Here is a 14,898-nt window from a genome sequence, read left to right as displayed (position 1 = left end):
GGGCTTGTCCCGGATTGTCGACGGACGTGTAACAGCGGTTAATCGCGGTCCGGACGACGGAAGACCGTCGGCATGAACCACAACTCCCCCGACACCGCTCCCCTCTCCCCCCTCCCCCACACCGGCACCGACCGGTTCCGGGAGGCCCTGCGCCAGGTCCGCGGCGAGGCGATGATCACCGGACTGGCGGCGCTGTCCCTGCACGGCTTCGCCTCCGCGCCCCCGCCCGGCCTGATCGACCGGGTCGACGTCCTCGTGGCCCGTACCCGGCGGCTGCGCTCCACCGGTCGCATCCGCGTGCTGCGCACCGCCGAACTCCCGCAGCCGGCCGAGATCGACGCGCTGGCGGTGGCGCCGGTGCCTCGTGCCCTCGCGGACGCCGTCGCGGCCCTGTCCGACGCGGGCGTGGTGCGCCGGCTGCTCACCGAGGCGGTCAGCGGCGGCCACTGCGAGCCGGGCGCGGTGGTGCGGGAGCTGAGCCGCGCCCGGCTGCTCACCCGGCCCCACGTGGTGGACGCGGTGGACGCGCTGCTCGCCGAGGGGCGGGCGGTCGCCGAGCAGCGGCTCTACGAGATGGTGCGGGAGTTCGGGCTGCCGGACCCGCTGTGGAACGTGGACCTGCGGCTGCCGGGCGGCCCGCACCTGGGCGGCCTGGACGCCTACTGGCCGGACCAGGCGGTGGCCGTGGAGCTGGACACCCGGGCGCCGCGGCAGGACGACGACGCGCTGTGGTCGGAGTACACGCGCAAGCGCGAGCACCTGGAGCGGCTCGGCATCACCGTCGTCCACCTCACCCCGCGCAAGCTGCGCGAGGCGATGGACCAGCAGGCGACCGTGGTCCGTACGGCGCTGATGGCCGCGTCGGACCGGCAGCCGGCCGCCTACGTCGTCGTCCTGCCGCGCTGAACCCGCCGCCTTCGGGCGCCCCTACTTCTTCGGGGCCGTTCCGCAGAACTCGGCCTCGATCACGCTCTGCGTGTCGCCGGTCCAGTCGGCGTTGATGTTGGCGGCGAGGGAGTGCTCGCCGTCGCGGGTGGCGTACGCCTCCGAGAGGGAGCCGTGGATGCCGCCGCCGTGCCCCCAGACCTCCTTGCCGCAGCTGAGCTTCTGCCACGCGATCCCGAGCCCGTAGCGGAACTGCGGGTGCTGGGCGGAGACCGGCAGCGTGGTCGTCAGCTCGCGCATCTCGGCCTTCGGCAGCAGCCGGCCCTTCAGCAGGGCGCGGTAGAAGGTCTGGAGATCGTTGGAGTCCGAGATCATCTCGCCCGCCGCGTGGGCGAGGGACGGGTTGAGCTCGGTGACGTCGTGGACGGTCGTGGCGCCCGGGTCCTCGGAGAGCTTCGAGTACGCGCGGGAGTGCGGCCTCGGCATCGAGGCGTCGGTGCCGGGGACGCTGGTGGCGCGCAGCTTGAGCGGCTTGACGATCCAGTTCTCCACCGCCTTGCCGTAGGGGCGGCCGGTCACCTTCTCGATCACCATGCCGGCCAGCACGAAGTTGGTGTTGGAGTAGTTCCAGGAGGTCCCGGGCGCGAAGTCCGGTTCGTGGGCCATGGCGACCTCGACGAGCTGCTGCGGCGACCAGGTGTCGTAGCGGTGCTGGAGGAAGCCGGGGCCGAAGGTCCGCTGCTGGAAGGCGGGGTCCTCGGTGTAGCTGTAGATGCCGCTGGTGTGGTTGAGCAGCTGGCGCACGGTGATCTTCCGGCCGTCGTGGCCGTGGCCGCGGACCACGCCGGGCAGCCACTTCTCGACCGGGTCGTCGAGGTCGAGCCGCCCCTCGGCCTGGAGCTGGAGCAGTACGGTGGCGACGAAGGTCTTGGTGATGGAGCCGACCCGGTAGCGGTCGTTCCCCCGGCGCTCGCCCGCGGTGCCGGTCCAGCGGTCCTTGCCGTCGCGGGCCTGGGCGACCGCGCCGGGCACGCCCGCCGCCACGGCGGCGTCGAGGGCCTGCTGGGTGGCGGCGTGGCCCGTCTTCGGCGGGGCGGCGGCGACGGCGGGGGCGGCCAGCGCGGTGGCGGCGACACCGGCGACGAGCGCGGCGGCGACGACGGTGCGAGCGGTACGTGCGGTGCGGGTGGTGCGTACGGCTGACATACGGGCTCCCCTGATCGTTTGCTGCGGTCGCAGGAGAGGACCACGGGAGGCGGGCGCCGGGTTGAGGACACTTCGAACGGTTGAGCCGTTTTCAGCCGTTCGTCGGATCGGAGAGCGGGGAGTGGCCCAGGGGCGGCCGGTCACGCCAGAGCTGGAGGCCGATGTCGACGAGCTCGACCCGGGCGAGGGAGGGCACCGAGTCCAGCGGGTGCCAGGCGGCGAGGTCGGTGGATCCGCCCTGCTCGGGGCGGAGTTCGCCGCCGGTGATCCGTGCCTCGTAGAGGATCCGCAGGCCCTGCCAGTCGAGGGGCCGGCCGAGGCGGGTGGTCCGGTCGGGGCGGCGGATGGAGTCGATGCCGAGCAGCGCGACGGGCTCGGCCGTGTGCCCGGTCTCCTCCTCGACCTCCCGCACGACGGCGTCGACGGGCAGCTCCCCGTGGTCCAGCCCGCCGCCGGGCAGCGTCCAGAGCTTGCGCCCGTCGCGCGTCACCCAGCGGGCCAGGAGCATCTCGCCGTCCCGCACGCACACGGCGTAGGCCGCCACCCTCAACTCGGTCTGCATGGAGGCAGATTAGAGCGCGGATCAGATCCAGTACGCCGGATAGCGGCGCCCCGTCGCGCGGGCGCCGGCCAGGCCCGTGACGACGAGCAGGAGGGCGGCGAGGGCGAGCAGGGCGAGGAAGGACCAGAACGGCGGATTCTGGAGGGTGACGATCACGGCCGTCGCCGCGGCCGGGGAGTGCGGGGTGCGGGCGACGGCCATCACGCCGAGGGCGAGGCCACCGGCCAGGGCGGCGCCCCAGGGGCCGGGGCCGGTGAGGGCGAGGACGCCGAAGCCGGTGAGGGCGGACAGGAGCTGGCCGCCGACGACCGAGCGGGGCTGGGCGAGCGGCAGGTCGGGCGCGCCCGCGACGAGGGCCATGCTGGCGGCGAGCGGCGGAATGAGCAACGGCTCGTGGAGGAGGGCGCCGACGGCGACCAGCAGGAGCAGGGCGGTGACGCTGACGGCGGTGGAGGCGAGCAGGACGCGCGGGGCGGGGCGGGCGGGGCGCGCGGTGGCTTTCGGGGGTGCGGTGGCCGGTGGGGCCGTGGTCATGGGCGGTCCTCGGCGTCGGGGAGGCGGGGAGGCGGGGAGGGAAGGCGTCGGCGGGGGTCCCGGTGCCGGGGCCGGGAACGGGACCCGGGAAAGGTGCCGGGGCCGGGAACGGGACCCGGGAAAGGTGCCGGGAACGGGGCCCGGCACCGGGGCCGGGAACGGGGCCCGGGAAGGGTGCCGGGCCGCGACCGGCTCAGGGAAGCGGCGGGTTCGCCGGGGAGTAGTCGGGTTCCGACCAACGCAGGGGGCTCTGCCCCGGGGTCTCGGTCACGTGGTCGAGGCGGAAGCGGACGACCCGGTCGCCGTCGGCGCCGTACTCGGTGCGGGCGCGGCCCGAGAGCCGGAGGGTGGTCCCGTTCGCCCAGTCCAGGAAGAGCAGCCCGGCCCGGCCGTCCGCCTCCAGGTTGCCGAGGGTCAGGAACATGGCGTTGCCCGGATAGTCGGTCCAGCTCAGTTCGGTGGGTGAGGCGAGGGCGACGAAGCCCGGGTTGCCGCCGCGGTGGCTCGCGTCGACGCCGTCGGGCGCGCCGGTCGCCACGAAGAAGGTGTCGGCGGCGCGGACCAGGCGCTGCTGCCCGGGGGTGAGCGCCGTGCCGTGCCGCGCCGTGCCGTCCTGGGGGCCGGGCGCGTCGGCGAAGCCGTACAGCTCCCGCTTCTGGAGGTACTTGGGGCAGTTGGAGAAGACCTGTTCGGCCTCGATGGTGAAGCCGCGGGCGCTGCGGCGGGCGATGCCGTTGAGCCGCATGCGGCGGCGGGTGCGCGGGTCGAGGGCGAGGGTGCCGACGGGTGCGCCGTCGGGGGTGCCCTCGGGAAGGGCGGCGGCCACGGAGACGGTGTGCTCACCGGTCGCCCGGACGAAGCCCGGACGACCGGTGAGCAGGTGCGCCCCCATCCGCCCGCCGGCGTCGGCGGCGCCGAGCACGAGCATCGGCTGCGCCTCCAGGAAGGCGGCCGCGACCGGGCGGATGCCGGGGCCGATGGAGCGGCCCACGTGTGCGGCGAGCTGCCGGACGCCGACGCGGTCCTGTACGGCGAGGGAGCCGGGGTGGTACGCGGTCACGGACACGGGGGCCTCCGGGGTGCGGGTGGGTGGGGTGGGCTCACGGGGGGCGGCTCGCGGCCGGGCTCCTAGAAGAAGCCGCAGGTCGGGGCGGACTCCACGGGTGCCTCGGCGCCCTCCGCCCCGCTGGGGACCGAGATCTCCAGGCGGTTGCCGTCCGGGTCGTGGAAGAAGATGCCGCCGGAGGCCGCGCCCTCCGCGTGGGGGACGACGCCCTCGTACGCGAAGTCGGTGCCGCGGGCCTTCAGGGCGGCCTCGGCGGCGCGCACGTGGTCGATCGACTCGGCCTGGAAGGCGAGGTGGTGCAGGCCCGCCCGGCCGGAGTCGTACCCGCCCTCGGCCTGCTGCCAGAGCGTGAGGACGAGCCGGCCCTCCTGGCCGAGGAGGGCGTGGCGGCGCCCCTCCTCCTTGCCCTCGCGCAGCACCTGGAAGCCGAGGACGTCCGCGTAGAAGCCGAGCGAGCGCTCGAGGTCGGTGACGTTGAGGCCGATGTGGGCGGTGGTGAGCGTTCCGATGGACGGCATGGCGGTTCCCCTCTCGTGGCGGTCGCCCCCGCGACCGGAGGCGGCTAACCCTTCACATCGACTTTAGAGGTTAGATCGCCTCGCGCGCAACCGGTCACGTAACCTTGAGGGGTTAGTCGCGGTTCAGTTCACCGAGGAGGCGCCCGCCATGACCGTCACCGACCCGCGGCCGCTCACCGGCGAACCGGTCTCCCTGGACCTGCTCAACACCCGCTGGAACCACGAGGGCGTCCGCCAGGACCTGCTCGACGGCACCGAGGGGCTGGCCGTCTGGCTGGCCGCCAACGGTCTCGACGACCGCTTCACCGCCGACGCCACCACCCTGCGGCACACCCTCACCGCCCGGGACGCCCTCGCCGCCCTCGTCGACCGGCCCGGCGACCCCGAGGCGACCGCCCGGGTCGACGCGGTCCTCGGCCACGGCCGCATCCGGGCCACCCTCACCACCGAGGGCCCCGGCGAGGAGCCGGAGTTCGCCGACCCCGCCTGGGGCCCCGGCTGGACCGCGGCGCGCGACTACCTCGACCTGCTGCGCACCCGTCCCGACCGGATCCGGGCCTGCGCCCACGAGGCGTGCATCCTGCACTTCTTCGACACGTCACGGAACGGCACCCGCCGCTGGTGCTCGATGGCCGCGTGCGGAAACCGGGCCAAGGCCTCGCGCCACTACGCCCGCGCGAAGGAGAACTAGTACAAAAGAGAACCAGTCCCGACAGGCGGTCCCGGAACACCCCGTCACATCGTCCCCGTTGAGGGTGTTTCGTCCCCCATGGCGCATGTCCCACGGTGGCGGATGTGCGCCATGGACGCATTCCGCCGCCCGGTAACTCTCCCCAAAACCCTGTCCCTTGCGAAAGGCTGAGCGGTCATCCGGTACCGAAATCCGGACCCTCTCTTTCACAAACAGGGATGTAAATGACCACCCCCGAAACCCAGAGCTCCATACCCGGGCGCTCGACCCCCGGGACCAGACGCGCGGCCCGCATCGCCGCCGCCGCCGGACTCGTGACCGCTCTGGTCGCGACCGGTGCCGCCCCGGTTCTGGCCGCCGATGACCCGGCGGCCGCCTCCCCGGTGAAGACCGCGGACTCCGCCGACAAGCTCGGCGCCACCGACGCCCAGCGCCTCAACGAGGCCGAGGCGGCCGGCGAGAAGAACGTCACCGTCCTCGTCGCCACCGCCCCCGGCGCCACCGAGCAGGTCGCCGGCCAGCTCGACGCCGTCCCCGGCGCCTCCGTCGGCAAGCGGAACGACAAGCTCGGCTACGTCCGCGCCACCCTGCCGACCGGCAAGGCCGACGCCGCCATCAAGGCCGCCACCAAGCTCTCCTCGGTCCAGTCGATCGACCTCCAGGCCGAGATCCCGCTGGACGACCCGACCCCGGACGCGGGCACCGCCGGCGCCGTCGAGGGCACCACCGTCACGCGCACCTACCCGGCCCCGGGCAGCAGCACCCCGGCGAAGAACCCCTACAACCCGTCCCACGAGACGGGCGCCGTGGATTTCGTCGAGGACCACCGCAAGGCCGACGGCCGCGGCGTCACCATCGGCGTCCTCGACTCCGGTGTCGACCTCGGCCACCCGGCCCTGCAGAAGACCACCACCGGCGAGCGCAAGATCGTCGACTGGGTCACCGCCACCGACCCGCTGACCGAGGGCGACGCCACCTGGCGCGCCCAGATCACCCCGGTCACCGGCCCCGTCTTCACCGCGGCCACCCAGAGCTGGAAGGCCCCCGAGGGCTCCTACCAGTGGAGCCGCTTCAGCGAGTCGGTCACCGCGGGCGGCGACCCGGCCGGTGACATCAACCGCGACGGCGACACCACCGACGTCTTCGGCCTGCTGTACGACCCGGCCGCCGGCACCGTCCGCGTCGACTCCGACCAGGACAACGACTTCACGGACAACGAGCCGATGAAGCCGTACAAGGACGGCCACCAGATCGGCTACTTCGGTACCGACAACCCGGCCACCGAGGTCGTCGAGCGCACCCCGTTCGTCGTGGAGATCCGCAAGGACGTCCCGATGGACCCGCTGGGCGGCAGCTGGGTCGGCCAGAAGCGCGACTTCGTCAACGTCGGTCTCGTCGAGTCCTCGCACGGCACCCACGTCGCCGGCATCACCGCCGCGCACGGCCTGTTCGGCGGCAAGATGAACGGAGCCGCCCCCGGCGCGAAGATCGTCTCCTCGCGCGCGTGCACCTGGACCGGCGGCTGCACGAACACCGCCCTCACCGAGGGCATGGTCGACCTCGTCGTCAACCGTGGCGTCGACATCGTCAACATGTCGATCGGCGGCCTGCCCGCGCAGAACGACGGCGACAACGTCCGCGCCCGCCTCTACACCCGTCTGATCGACGAGTACGGCGTCCAGCTGGTCATCTCGGCCGGCAACTCGGGCCCCGGCATCAACACGATCGGCGACCCCGGCCTGGCCGACAAGGTCGTCTCGGTCGGCGCGGCGATCTCCAAGTCGACCTGGGCCGCCAACTACGGCTCGGCCGTCGAGAAGTCGTACGCGATGTTCCCCTTCTCCTCCCGCGGCCCGCGTGAGGACGGCGGCTTCACCCCGACCATCACCGGTCCGGGCTCGGCCGTGAACACCATCCCGACCTGGCAGGCCGGTTCCGGCGTCGCCGAGGCCGGCTACGCGCTGCCCGCCGGTTACGGCATGCTCAACGGCACCTCCATGTCCTCCCCGCAGGTCGCGGGCGCGAGCGCGCTGCTGCTCTCGGCCGCGAAGCAGAAGGGCATCGAGCTCTCCCCGCTCACCCTGCGCACCGCGCTCACCTCGACCGCCAAGCGGATCCCGGGTGTCGCCGCGCACGAGCAGGGCTCGGGTCTCATCGACATCGAGGAGGCGTGGGAGTCGATCAAGGACGGCGCCACGGCGCACGACTACAAGGTCGAGGCCCCGGTCGACACCGCGATCTTCCCGGCTCCGCACACCGGCACCGGCGTGTACGACCGTGAGGGCGGCCTCAAGGTCGGCCAGAAGAAGGTCTACGAGGTCACCGTCACGCGCACGAGCGGCCCGGCCCGGGCCATCGAGCACGAGCTGGAGCTGAAGTACAACGACGGCACCTTCCGGATCCTCGGCGACGACGAGGTCGACCTGCCGCTGAACAAGCCGGTCACCGTCCGGCTGCAGGCCCAGGCGAAGACCGCCGGCGTGCACAGCGTCATCCTGGAGGCCGACGACGAGCGCACCGAGGGCGTCGACAAGCAGATCCTCGCCACCTCGGTCGTCGCGAGCGACCTGGTCGCGCCCGGCTACGGCTTCTCCGCCGCCGGCTCGGTCCAGCGCAACAGCCACAAGTCGTACTTCGTGACCGTGCCGCAGGGCGCCAAGACCCTCGAGGTCGCCATCGGCGGTCTGAAGGACAAGAGCCAGACCCGGTTCATCGCGATCCACCCGTACGGCGTGGCCATCGAGTCGACCGCGTCCAACGTGTGCTACCCGCACTACAACCCGGCCAACACCTGCCGTCCCGACCTGCGGTCGTACGCCAACCCGACGCCGGGCGTCTGGGAGATCGAGGTCGAGGCGCGCCGCACCTCGCCCGACCTGGACAACCCGTACAAGCTGGACGTGTCGGTGCTCGGCGCCTCCTTCGACCCGGCGGTCCAGACCGTCGCCGAGGCGAAGGCCGGCACCCCGGCCGCCGTCGAGTGGACCGTCACCAACAAGTTCGCCGCCCTCGACGGCAAGCTGAAGGGCGGCTCGCTGGGCTCGGCCAAGGTGGAGACCCCGACGATCCAGCACCACGAGAAGCAGACCAGGACCGTCACCATCGGTGCGGGCGTGGAGCGCCTCGACGTGGCGATCGGCAACACCTCCGACAAGGCCGCCGACCTCGACCTCTCGGTCAAGTTCGACGGCAAGGTCGTGGGCTCGTCCGCGGACGGCGACTCGGAGGAGTCCGTCACGCTGATCAAGCCGGCGCCGGGCACGTACACGGTCGAGATCGACGGCTACTCCGTCCAGGCGGCGGGCGGCACGACCTTCGACTACAAGGACGTGTACTACTCCGCCTCGCTCGGCAGCGTCCAGGTCGACTCCGCCAAGACCTACCCGCTGGCCAACGGTGCCAGCACCAAGGTCGCCGCCGAGGTCCTGGTGAACGCCGCCGCGCCCGAGGGCCGGCAGTTCTTCGGCGAGGTGCAGCTGCTGAACGCGCGCGGCACCGTCGCGGGCTCCGGCAGCGTCCTGATCGGCAACGTCACGCCGTAGCACCGACGCCGTAACGCGGCTCACATCCCGCATGGGACCCCGCGGGGGCGGGCACCGAAACCGGTGCCCGCCCCTTTGGCGTCTTACCGTCTCCCGTGGCCGTCCCGCCCCTCGGACAATGGATTGGACAAGGCGCCCCGGGCCGCACGCATGATGGACGCGGCACCACCCTGCACACACTTTCGGAGGATCCCCGTGAAGGTCGGAATCGTCGGAGCGACCGGTCAGGTCGGCACAGTCATGCGCAAGATTCTGGCCGAGCGCGACTTCCCGGTGGACGAGCTGCGGCTCTTCGCCTCCGCCCGGTCCGCGGGCACGGTGCTCGACGGCATCACCGTCGAGGACGCCTCCACCGCCGACTACACGGGCCTGGACATCGTCCTCTTCTCGGCCGGCGGCACCACCTCCAAGGCCCTCGCCGAGAAGGTCTCCTCCCAGGGTGCCGTGGTGATCGACAACTCCTCCGCGTGGCGCCGCGACCCCGAGGTCCCCCTCGTCGTGTCCGAGGTGAACCCGCACGCGATCAAGGACCGCCCCAAGGGCATCATCGCCAACCCGAACTGCACCACGATGGCCGCCATGCCGGTCCTCAAGCCGCTCCACGAGGAGGCCGGCCTGACCGCGCTGGTCGCCACCACCTACCAGGCCGTGTCCGGCTCCGGCCTGGCCGGCGTCGCCGAGCTCGACGGCCAGGTCAAGGCCGTCGCCGAGCGCGCCACCGAGCTCACCCACGACGGCGAGGCCGTGGCCTACCCCGAGCCCGGCGTCTACAAGCGTCCGATCGCCTTCAACGTGCTGCCGCTGGCCGGGTCGATCGTGGACGACGGCTCCTTCGAGACCGACGAGGAGCAGAAGCTCCGCAACGAGTCCCGCAAGATCCTGGAGATCCCGGACCTGAAGGTCTCCGGCACCTGTGTGCGCGTCCCGGTCTTCTCCGGCCACTCCCTCCAGGTCAACGCCCGCTTCGAGCGTCCGATCAGCGTCGAGCGCGCCTACGAGCTGCTGAAGGACGCCGAGGGCGTCGAGCTCTCCGAGATCCCCACCCCCCTCCAGGCCGCCGGCAAGGACGCCTCCTACGTGGGCCGCATCCGCGTCGACGAGACCGTCGAGCACGGCCTGGCGCTGTTCCTCTCCAACGACAACCTGCGCAAGGGCGCGGCGCTCAACGCCGTGCAGATCGCGGAGCTCGTCGCGGCGGAGCTCAAGGGCTGACGCCCGTACGCTCCCGGTGAGGGCGGCCACCCGCGGGGTGGCCGCCCTTTTCCCTGTTCGCCCTGGGAAATGAACCGTGCGCTGCCGACACGCCCCGTGGAAGGATGGGCCAAACGTCACGAAACCGAGGAGTTGACCGGGTGCCTGGCACGAACCTGACCCGTGAAGAGGCGCAGCAGCGGGCGAAGCTGCTGTCCGTGGACGCGTACGAGGTCGACCTCGACCTCTCGGGTGCGCAGGAGGGCGGCACCTACCGGTCCGTCACCACCGTCCACTTCGATTCCGCCGAGGCCGGGGCAGCGACCTTCATCGATCTCGTCGCCCCCGCCGTGCACGAGGTGGTGCTCAACGGGCACTCCCTCGACGTCGCCGCCGTCTTCCGGGACTCCCGGATCCAGCTGCCGCACCTCAAGGAGGGGCGCAACGAGCTGAAGGTCGTCGCGGACTGCGCGTACACCAACACCGGTGAGGGCCTGCACCGCTTCGTCGACCCGGTCGACGGACAGGCCTACCTGTACACGCAGTTCGAGGTGCCGGACGCCCGTCGCGTCTTCGCCTCCTTCGAGCAGCCCGACCTGAAGGCCACCTTCCAGTTCACCGTGAAGGCGCCGAGCGGCTGGTCGGTCATCTCCAACTCCCCGACGCCCGAGCCCAAGGACGACGTCTGGGTCTTTGAGCCGACCCCGCGGATCTCGACGTACATCACCGCGCTGATCGTCGGCCCCTACCACTCGGTGCACTCGACGTACGAGGGCCCCGACGGCCAGGTCGTCCCGCTCGGCATCTACTGCCGTCCGTCGCTGGCCGAGTACCTCGACGCGGACCACATCTTCGACGTCACGCGCCAGGGCTTCGGCTGGTTCCAGGAGAAGTTCGCGTACGCCTACCCGTTCGCCAAGTACGACCAGCTGTTCGTGCCGGAGTTCAACGCGGGCGCGATGGAGAACGCGGGCGCGGTCACCATCCGCGACCAGTACGTCTTCCGGTCGAAGGTGACGGACGCGGCGTACGAGCGCCGGGCCGAGACCATCCTGCACGAGCTCGCCCACATGTGGTTCGGCGACCTCGTCACCATGGAGTGGTGGAACGACCTGTGGCTGAACGAGTCGTTCGCCACCTACACCTCGGTCGCCTGCCAGGCCTCCGTCGAGGGCACCCGCTGGCCGAACGCCTGGACCACCTTCGCCAACGCGGAGAAGACCTGGGCCTACCGCCAGGACCAGCTGCCGTCGACGCACCCGATCATGGCGGACATCAACGACCTGGAGGACGTGCTCGTCAACTTCGACGGCATCACCTACGCCAAGGGCGCCTCCGTCCTGAAGCAGCTGGTGGCGTACGTCGGCCAGGACGAGTTCTTCAAGGGCGTGCAGGCGTACTTCAAGCGCCACGCGTTCGGCAACACCCGCCTCCCCGACCTGCTCGGCGCCCTGGAGGAGACCTCCGGGCGCGACCTGAAGTCCTGGTCCAAGGCATGGCTGGAGACCGCGGGCATCAACATCCTGCGGCCCGAGATCGAGACCGACGAGAGCGGCGCGATCACCTCCTTCACCGTCCGCCAGGAGGCCCCGGCGCTGCCCGCCGGCGCCAAGGGCGAGGCCGTGCTGCGGCCGCACCGCATCGCGATCGGCTTCTACGACCTGGACGCGGCCGGCAAGCTGGTCCGCACCGAGCGCGTGGAGCTGGACATCGACGCGGCCGAGCGGACCGCCGTGCCGCAGCTGGCGGGCCGGCCCCGTCCGGCGGTCGTGCTGCTCAACGACGACGACCTCTCGTACGCGAAGGTCCGCCTCGACGAGGTGTCCCTGAGGAACGTCACCGCCCACCTGGGCGACTTCACCGAGTCGCTGCCGCGGGCTCTGTGCTGGGCCTCGGCCTGGGACATGACCCGGGACGGCGAGCTGGCCACCCGCGACTACCTGGACCTGGTGCTCTCGGGCATCTCAAAGGAGACCGACATCGGCGTGGTCCAGTCGCTCCAGGGCCAGGTCAAGGCGGCCCTCGACCTGTACGCGGCGCCGGAGTGGCGCGAGACGGGCCTGACCCGCTGGACCGAGGCGACGCTGGCGCACCTCCAGGCCGCCGAGCCGGGCAGCGACCACCAGCTGGCCTGGGCGCGGGCCTTCGCGGCGACCGCCCGCACCCCGCAGCAGCTCGACCTGCTCTCCGCGCTCCTGGAGGGCCGGGAGAGCATCGAGGGCCTGGCCGTCGACACCGAGCTGCGCTGGGCCTTCGTCCAGCGGCTCGCGGCGACCGGTGTGTACGACGAGCCGGAGATCGCCGCCGAGCTGGAGCGCGACCGCACCGCGGCGGGCGAGCGGCACGCGGCCACCGCCCGTGCGGCCCGGCCGACCGAGGCGGCCAAGGCCCAGGCGTGGGCGTCGGTCGTCGAGGACGACAAGCTGGCGAACGCGGTGCAGGAGGCGGTGATCGGCGGCTTCGTGCAGACCGACCAGCGTGAGCTGCTCGCCCCGTACACGCAGAAGTACTTCGCCTCGATCAAGGGCGTCTCGGAGACCCGCAGCCACGAGATCGTGCAGCAGATCGTGGTCGGCCTCTACCCGACGCTCCAGGTGTCACGGGAGACGCTGGACGCGACGGACGCCTGGATCGCCGAGCACGAGCCGGCGCCGGCGCTGCGGCGTCTGGTGACGGAGTGCCGTGCGGGCGTCGAGCGCGCCCTGAAGGCGCAGGCGGCGGACGCGGCGGCGGCCTGATCGTCGGTCGAGGGGCCCCGGTCCGCCGCGCGCGGGCCGGGGCCCCTCGCCGTTCAGGGGCGACGGATCGACCTCGGCGGACCGGGCCCCTTCCGCCGCCCGCAGACAGCCGCCCGAAGACAGCCGTCAGCCGTCAGCCGTCAGCCGTCAGCCGAGGGACGTGATCCCCTGCCAGCCGCCGGTGGCGACGGTGGTCGGCCCGGCGAGGCCGGTCGGGGTGCCGGGGAGCAGCTCCAGGTTCTCGGCGCTGTCGGCGGTGCGGGTGGTCCACAGGTCCGGGAGGCCGTCGCCGGTGACGTCTCCGGCCGAGACGCCGAGGCGCCGCTCGGCCACCGTCCACGGACCGCCGGTGAGCGCGACGGGGGCGGCGAGGGTGGTGGCGCCCCGGCTCGCGTACTGGCGGATCTCGCCGGTGGCGCGGTCGCGGCCCCAGACGTCGGCCCTGCCGTCACCCGTGACGTCGCCGGGCAGGATCACGTCGTAGCCGGCCCACTCGGGGCCGCCGATCTGCAGGGCGGCCTTGGCGGCGAAGGTGGGCGCGCCGCCCGCGGCCGCGCCGCCGCGGTGCAGCCACAGTCCGGTGGAGCTGCGGGCGAGGACGTCGGGCAGGCGGTCGCCGTCGACGTCGCCCGCGGCCGACGGGGTGGCGCCGGTCCAGCCGCTCGGGCGGCCGCCCATGGCGACGCGGGGGCCGAGCTCGCCGCTGCCCTTGTTCGGGTAGACCCAGAGGTCGTCGCCGATGCGGGCGACGACGTCCTCGCGGCCGTCGCCGGTCCAGTCGCCGCGGTGGCTGACCGCCGCGCCGGTCCAGCCGCCGGTACCGATCCGGCGCGTGTCGCCGAGGGTTCCGGAGCCGATGCCGGAGTGGAGGCGCAGGTCGCCGTCCCCCGTCACGGCGAGGAAGTCGGGCCGGCAGTCGTCGGTGAGGTCGCCGCCGACGCCGCCGGCGGGCCGGGCCTCGGGGTGTGCGGCGGTGCGCAGAAGGAGGTGGTCGGAGAGCGGGGCGGTGCCGGCAGCGCCGGGTTCGAGGGCGTCGGCGCGGACGGTGTGGAAGTCGCGGGAGCTCAGGAAGACGTGGTCGAACTTGGCCGGGGTGCCCTCGGGGTCGGCTTCGGTCCTGACGACGGTGGTCGGCTCGCCGGTGCGGCAGGTGGCGGCTCCGGCGTCGCGGCAGGTCTGGCTGAACCAGTCGGTGTCGTTCTCGTCGGCCTCGGCGAAGGGGCCGGTACCGGGCAGGCCGGCCCGGATGCCGTCCAGTTCGGTGCTCTCGGGGCGGTGGTTGAAGTCGCCGCCGAGGATCACGGGGAGTCCGGCGGCCCAGGTGTCGACCTGGGCGAGCAGCGCGACGTCGCCGTTCGTCGGTTCCTTGTACTGGTGCTGGGCGAGGTGGGTGGTGCAGACCAGGGTGGCCCGGCCGTCGACGGGTCCGCGGGCGCACAGCACCTGCCGCTTCTCCATGCCCGTGGCGGTGGGGAGGTAGGCCGCGTGGCGGTCGACGGCCGCGCCCTTGACGAAGATGCCGACGCCGAAGCGGGTGTCGGGCGCGGTGGCGGGGTCGTCGTCCGCGGCGGGCTCGGGGTCCCACTTCGCACAGCCGGGGGCGTGGGCCGACGCGCTCCACACGCCGGTGTAGCCCGGCAGGGCGTTGCGCAGGTGCTTCCACTGTCCGAAGCAGAGTTCCTGGAGGAGCAGGGCGTCGGTGTCCCAGGCGAGGGTCTCCTCCCTCACCTCGGCGGTCCAGTCGGACACCTCGAGGGCGCTGCGGCAGTCGGACTTCGCGCCGCAGACGTTGTACGAGAGGGTGCGTATCGGCGGGGCGGTGCCCGGGTCGACCGCGTCGGCGCCGGCGGGCGCCGCGGTCGGCAGGACCGCGGCGGCCACCAGCGCGAGCACGGCGGCCGCGCGGAGGTGTCTTCGGAGGGGAAGTCTCATGCCGGCGAGCCTAGTTCTCCGGGAGAGCCGCCT

Annotated in this window: 11 protein-coding genes; 5 read left to right on the top strand and 6 right to left on the bottom strand. The window is 72.8% G+C overall.

The window, feature by feature from the left end; translation table 11 throughout:
* Positions 1 to 72: 72 nt before the first annotated feature.
* Positions 73 to 906: a hypothetical protein gene (locus ABD954_RS22725; RefSeq protein ID WP_345488267.1), complete on the top strand. Its 834-nt coding sequence runs from the start codon at positions 73 to 75 to the stop codon at positions 904 to 906.
* Positions 907 to 927: 21 nt separating this feature from the next.
* Here ABD954_RS22725 and ABD954_RS22720 read toward each other — a convergent pair whose 3' ends face one another.
* From ABD954_RS22720 to ABD954_RS22700, 5 genes are all read right to left on the bottom strand, one after another.
* Positions 928 to 2,091 (bottom strand): serine hydrolase domain-containing protein, encoded by a 1,164-nt coding sequence (locus tag ABD954_RS22720; protein ID WP_345488265.1) that lies wholly within the window; start codon positions 2,089 to 2,091, stop codon positions 928 to 930.
* 91 nt (positions 2,092 to 2,182) lie between these two features.
* Entirely contained in the window at positions 2,183 to 2,653 is a 471-nt protein-coding gene (locus ABD954_RS22715) for an NUDIX hydrolase (RefSeq protein ID WP_345488262.1), read from the bottom strand.
* A 21-nt stretch (positions 2,654 to 2,674) separates the two neighbouring features.
* Positions 2,675 to 3,187: an HPP family protein gene (locus ABD954_RS22710; RefSeq protein ID WP_345488260.1), complete on the bottom strand. Its 513-nt coding sequence runs from the start codon at positions 3,185 to 3,187 to the stop codon at positions 2,675 to 2,677.
* A 193-nt stretch (positions 3,188 to 3,380) separates the two neighbouring features.
* Positions 3,381 to 4,247 (bottom strand): pyridoxamine 5'-phosphate oxidase family protein, encoded by an 867-nt coding sequence (locus tag ABD954_RS22705; protein WP_345492402.1) that lies wholly within the window; start codon positions 4,245 to 4,247, stop codon positions 3,381 to 3,383.
* Positions 4,248 to 4,315: 68 nt separating this feature from the next.
* A complete protein-coding gene (locus tag ABD954_RS22700) occupies positions 4,316 to 4,771 on the bottom strand; it encodes a VOC family protein (protein WP_345488258.1) in 456 nt (151 codons plus the stop codon).
* A 148-nt stretch (positions 4,772 to 4,919) separates the two neighbouring features.
* Between ABD954_RS22700 and ABD954_RS22695 the strand changes: the two genes are divergently transcribed.
* The 4 genes from ABD954_RS22695 to pepN all read left to right on the top strand — a co-directional run bounded on the left by ABD954_RS22695 (position 4,920) and on the right by pepN (position 12,933).
* Positions 4,920 to 5,462, top strand: a complete 543-nt coding sequence (locus ABD954_RS22695; protein ID WP_345488256.1) for a CGNR zinc finger domain-containing protein — start codon at positions 4,920 to 4,922, stop codon at positions 5,460 to 5,462.
* A gap of 224 nt (positions 5,463 to 5,686) precedes the next feature.
* A complete protein-coding gene (locus tag ABD954_RS22690; RefSeq protein WP_345488254.1) occupies positions 5,687 to 9,004 on the top strand; it encodes a S8 family serine peptidase in 3,318 nt (1,105 codons plus the stop codon).
* Between the two features lie 195 nt (positions 9,005 to 9,199).
* On the top strand, positions 9,200 to 10,216 hold the full coding sequence (locus ABD954_RS22685; protein WP_345488252.1) for an aspartate-semialdehyde dehydrogenase: 1,017 nt from the start codon (positions 9,200 to 9,202) through the stop codon (positions 10,214 to 10,216).
* Positions 10,217 to 10,356: 140 nt separating this feature from the next.
* Positions 10,357 to 12,933 carry an aminopeptidase N gene (pepN, locus tag ABD954_RS22680; protein ID WP_345488250.1) on the top strand — a complete coding sequence of 859 codons (2,577 nt, stop codon included), beginning with the start codon at positions 10,357 to 10,359 and terminating at the stop codon, positions 12,931 to 12,933.
* A gap of 147 nt (positions 12,934 to 13,080) precedes the next feature.
* Here the strand turns inward: pepN and ABD954_RS22675 are convergent, their stop codons facing one another.
* The gene (locus ABD954_RS22675; RefSeq protein WP_345488248.1) at positions 13,081 to 14,865 is read right to left on the bottom strand and encodes an FG-GAP-like repeat-containing protein; all 1,785 of its coding nucleotides are present in this window, start codon (positions 14,863 to 14,865) and stop codon (positions 13,081 to 13,083) included.
* Between the last annotated feature and the right edge of the window lie 33 nt (positions 14,866 to 14,898).

Source organism: Streptomyces roseoviridis (assembly GCF_039535235.1).
In the GTDB taxonomy this organism is placed as follows: domain Bacteria; phylum Actinomycetota; class Actinomycetes; order Streptomycetales; family Streptomycetaceae; genus Streptomyces; species Streptomyces roseoviridis.
Note: the sequence above shows the minus strand (reverse complement) of the source record. Positions and strands in the feature narration are given on the sequence as shown.

Bases quoted from the DNA above. Each gene is read 5' to 3' on its own strand.
- ABD954_RS22725 (WP_345488267.1), top strand. From the start codon at position 73: ATGAACCACAACTCCCCCGACACCGCTCCCCTCTCCCCCCTCCCCCAC.
- ABD954_RS22720 (WP_345488265.1), bottom strand. From the start codon at position 2,091: ATGTCAGCCGTACGCACCACCCGCACCGCACGTACCGCTCGCACCGTC.
- ABD954_RS22715 (WP_345488262.1), bottom strand. From the start codon at position 2,653: ATGCAGACCGAGTTGAGGGTGGCGGCCTACGCCGTGTGCGTGCGGGAC.
- ABD954_RS22710 (WP_345488260.1), bottom strand. From the start codon at position 3,187: ATGACCACGGCCCCACCGGCCACCGCACCCCCGAAAGCCACCGCGCGC.
- ABD954_RS22700 (WP_345488258.1), bottom strand. From the start codon at position 4,771: ATGCCGTCCATCGGAACGCTCACCACCGCCCACATCGGCCTCAACGTC.
- ABD954_RS22695 (WP_345488256.1), top strand. From the start codon at position 4,920: ATGACCGTCACCGACCCGCGGCCGCTCACCGGCGAACCGGTCTCCCTG.
- ABD954_RS22690 (WP_345488254.1), top strand. From the start codon at position 5,687: ATGACCACCCCCGAAACCCAGAGCTCCATACCCGGGCGCTCGACCCCC.
- ABD954_RS22675 (WP_345488248.1), bottom strand. From the start codon at position 14,865: ATGAGACTTCCCCTCCGAAGACACCTCCGCGCGGCCGCCGTGCTCGCG.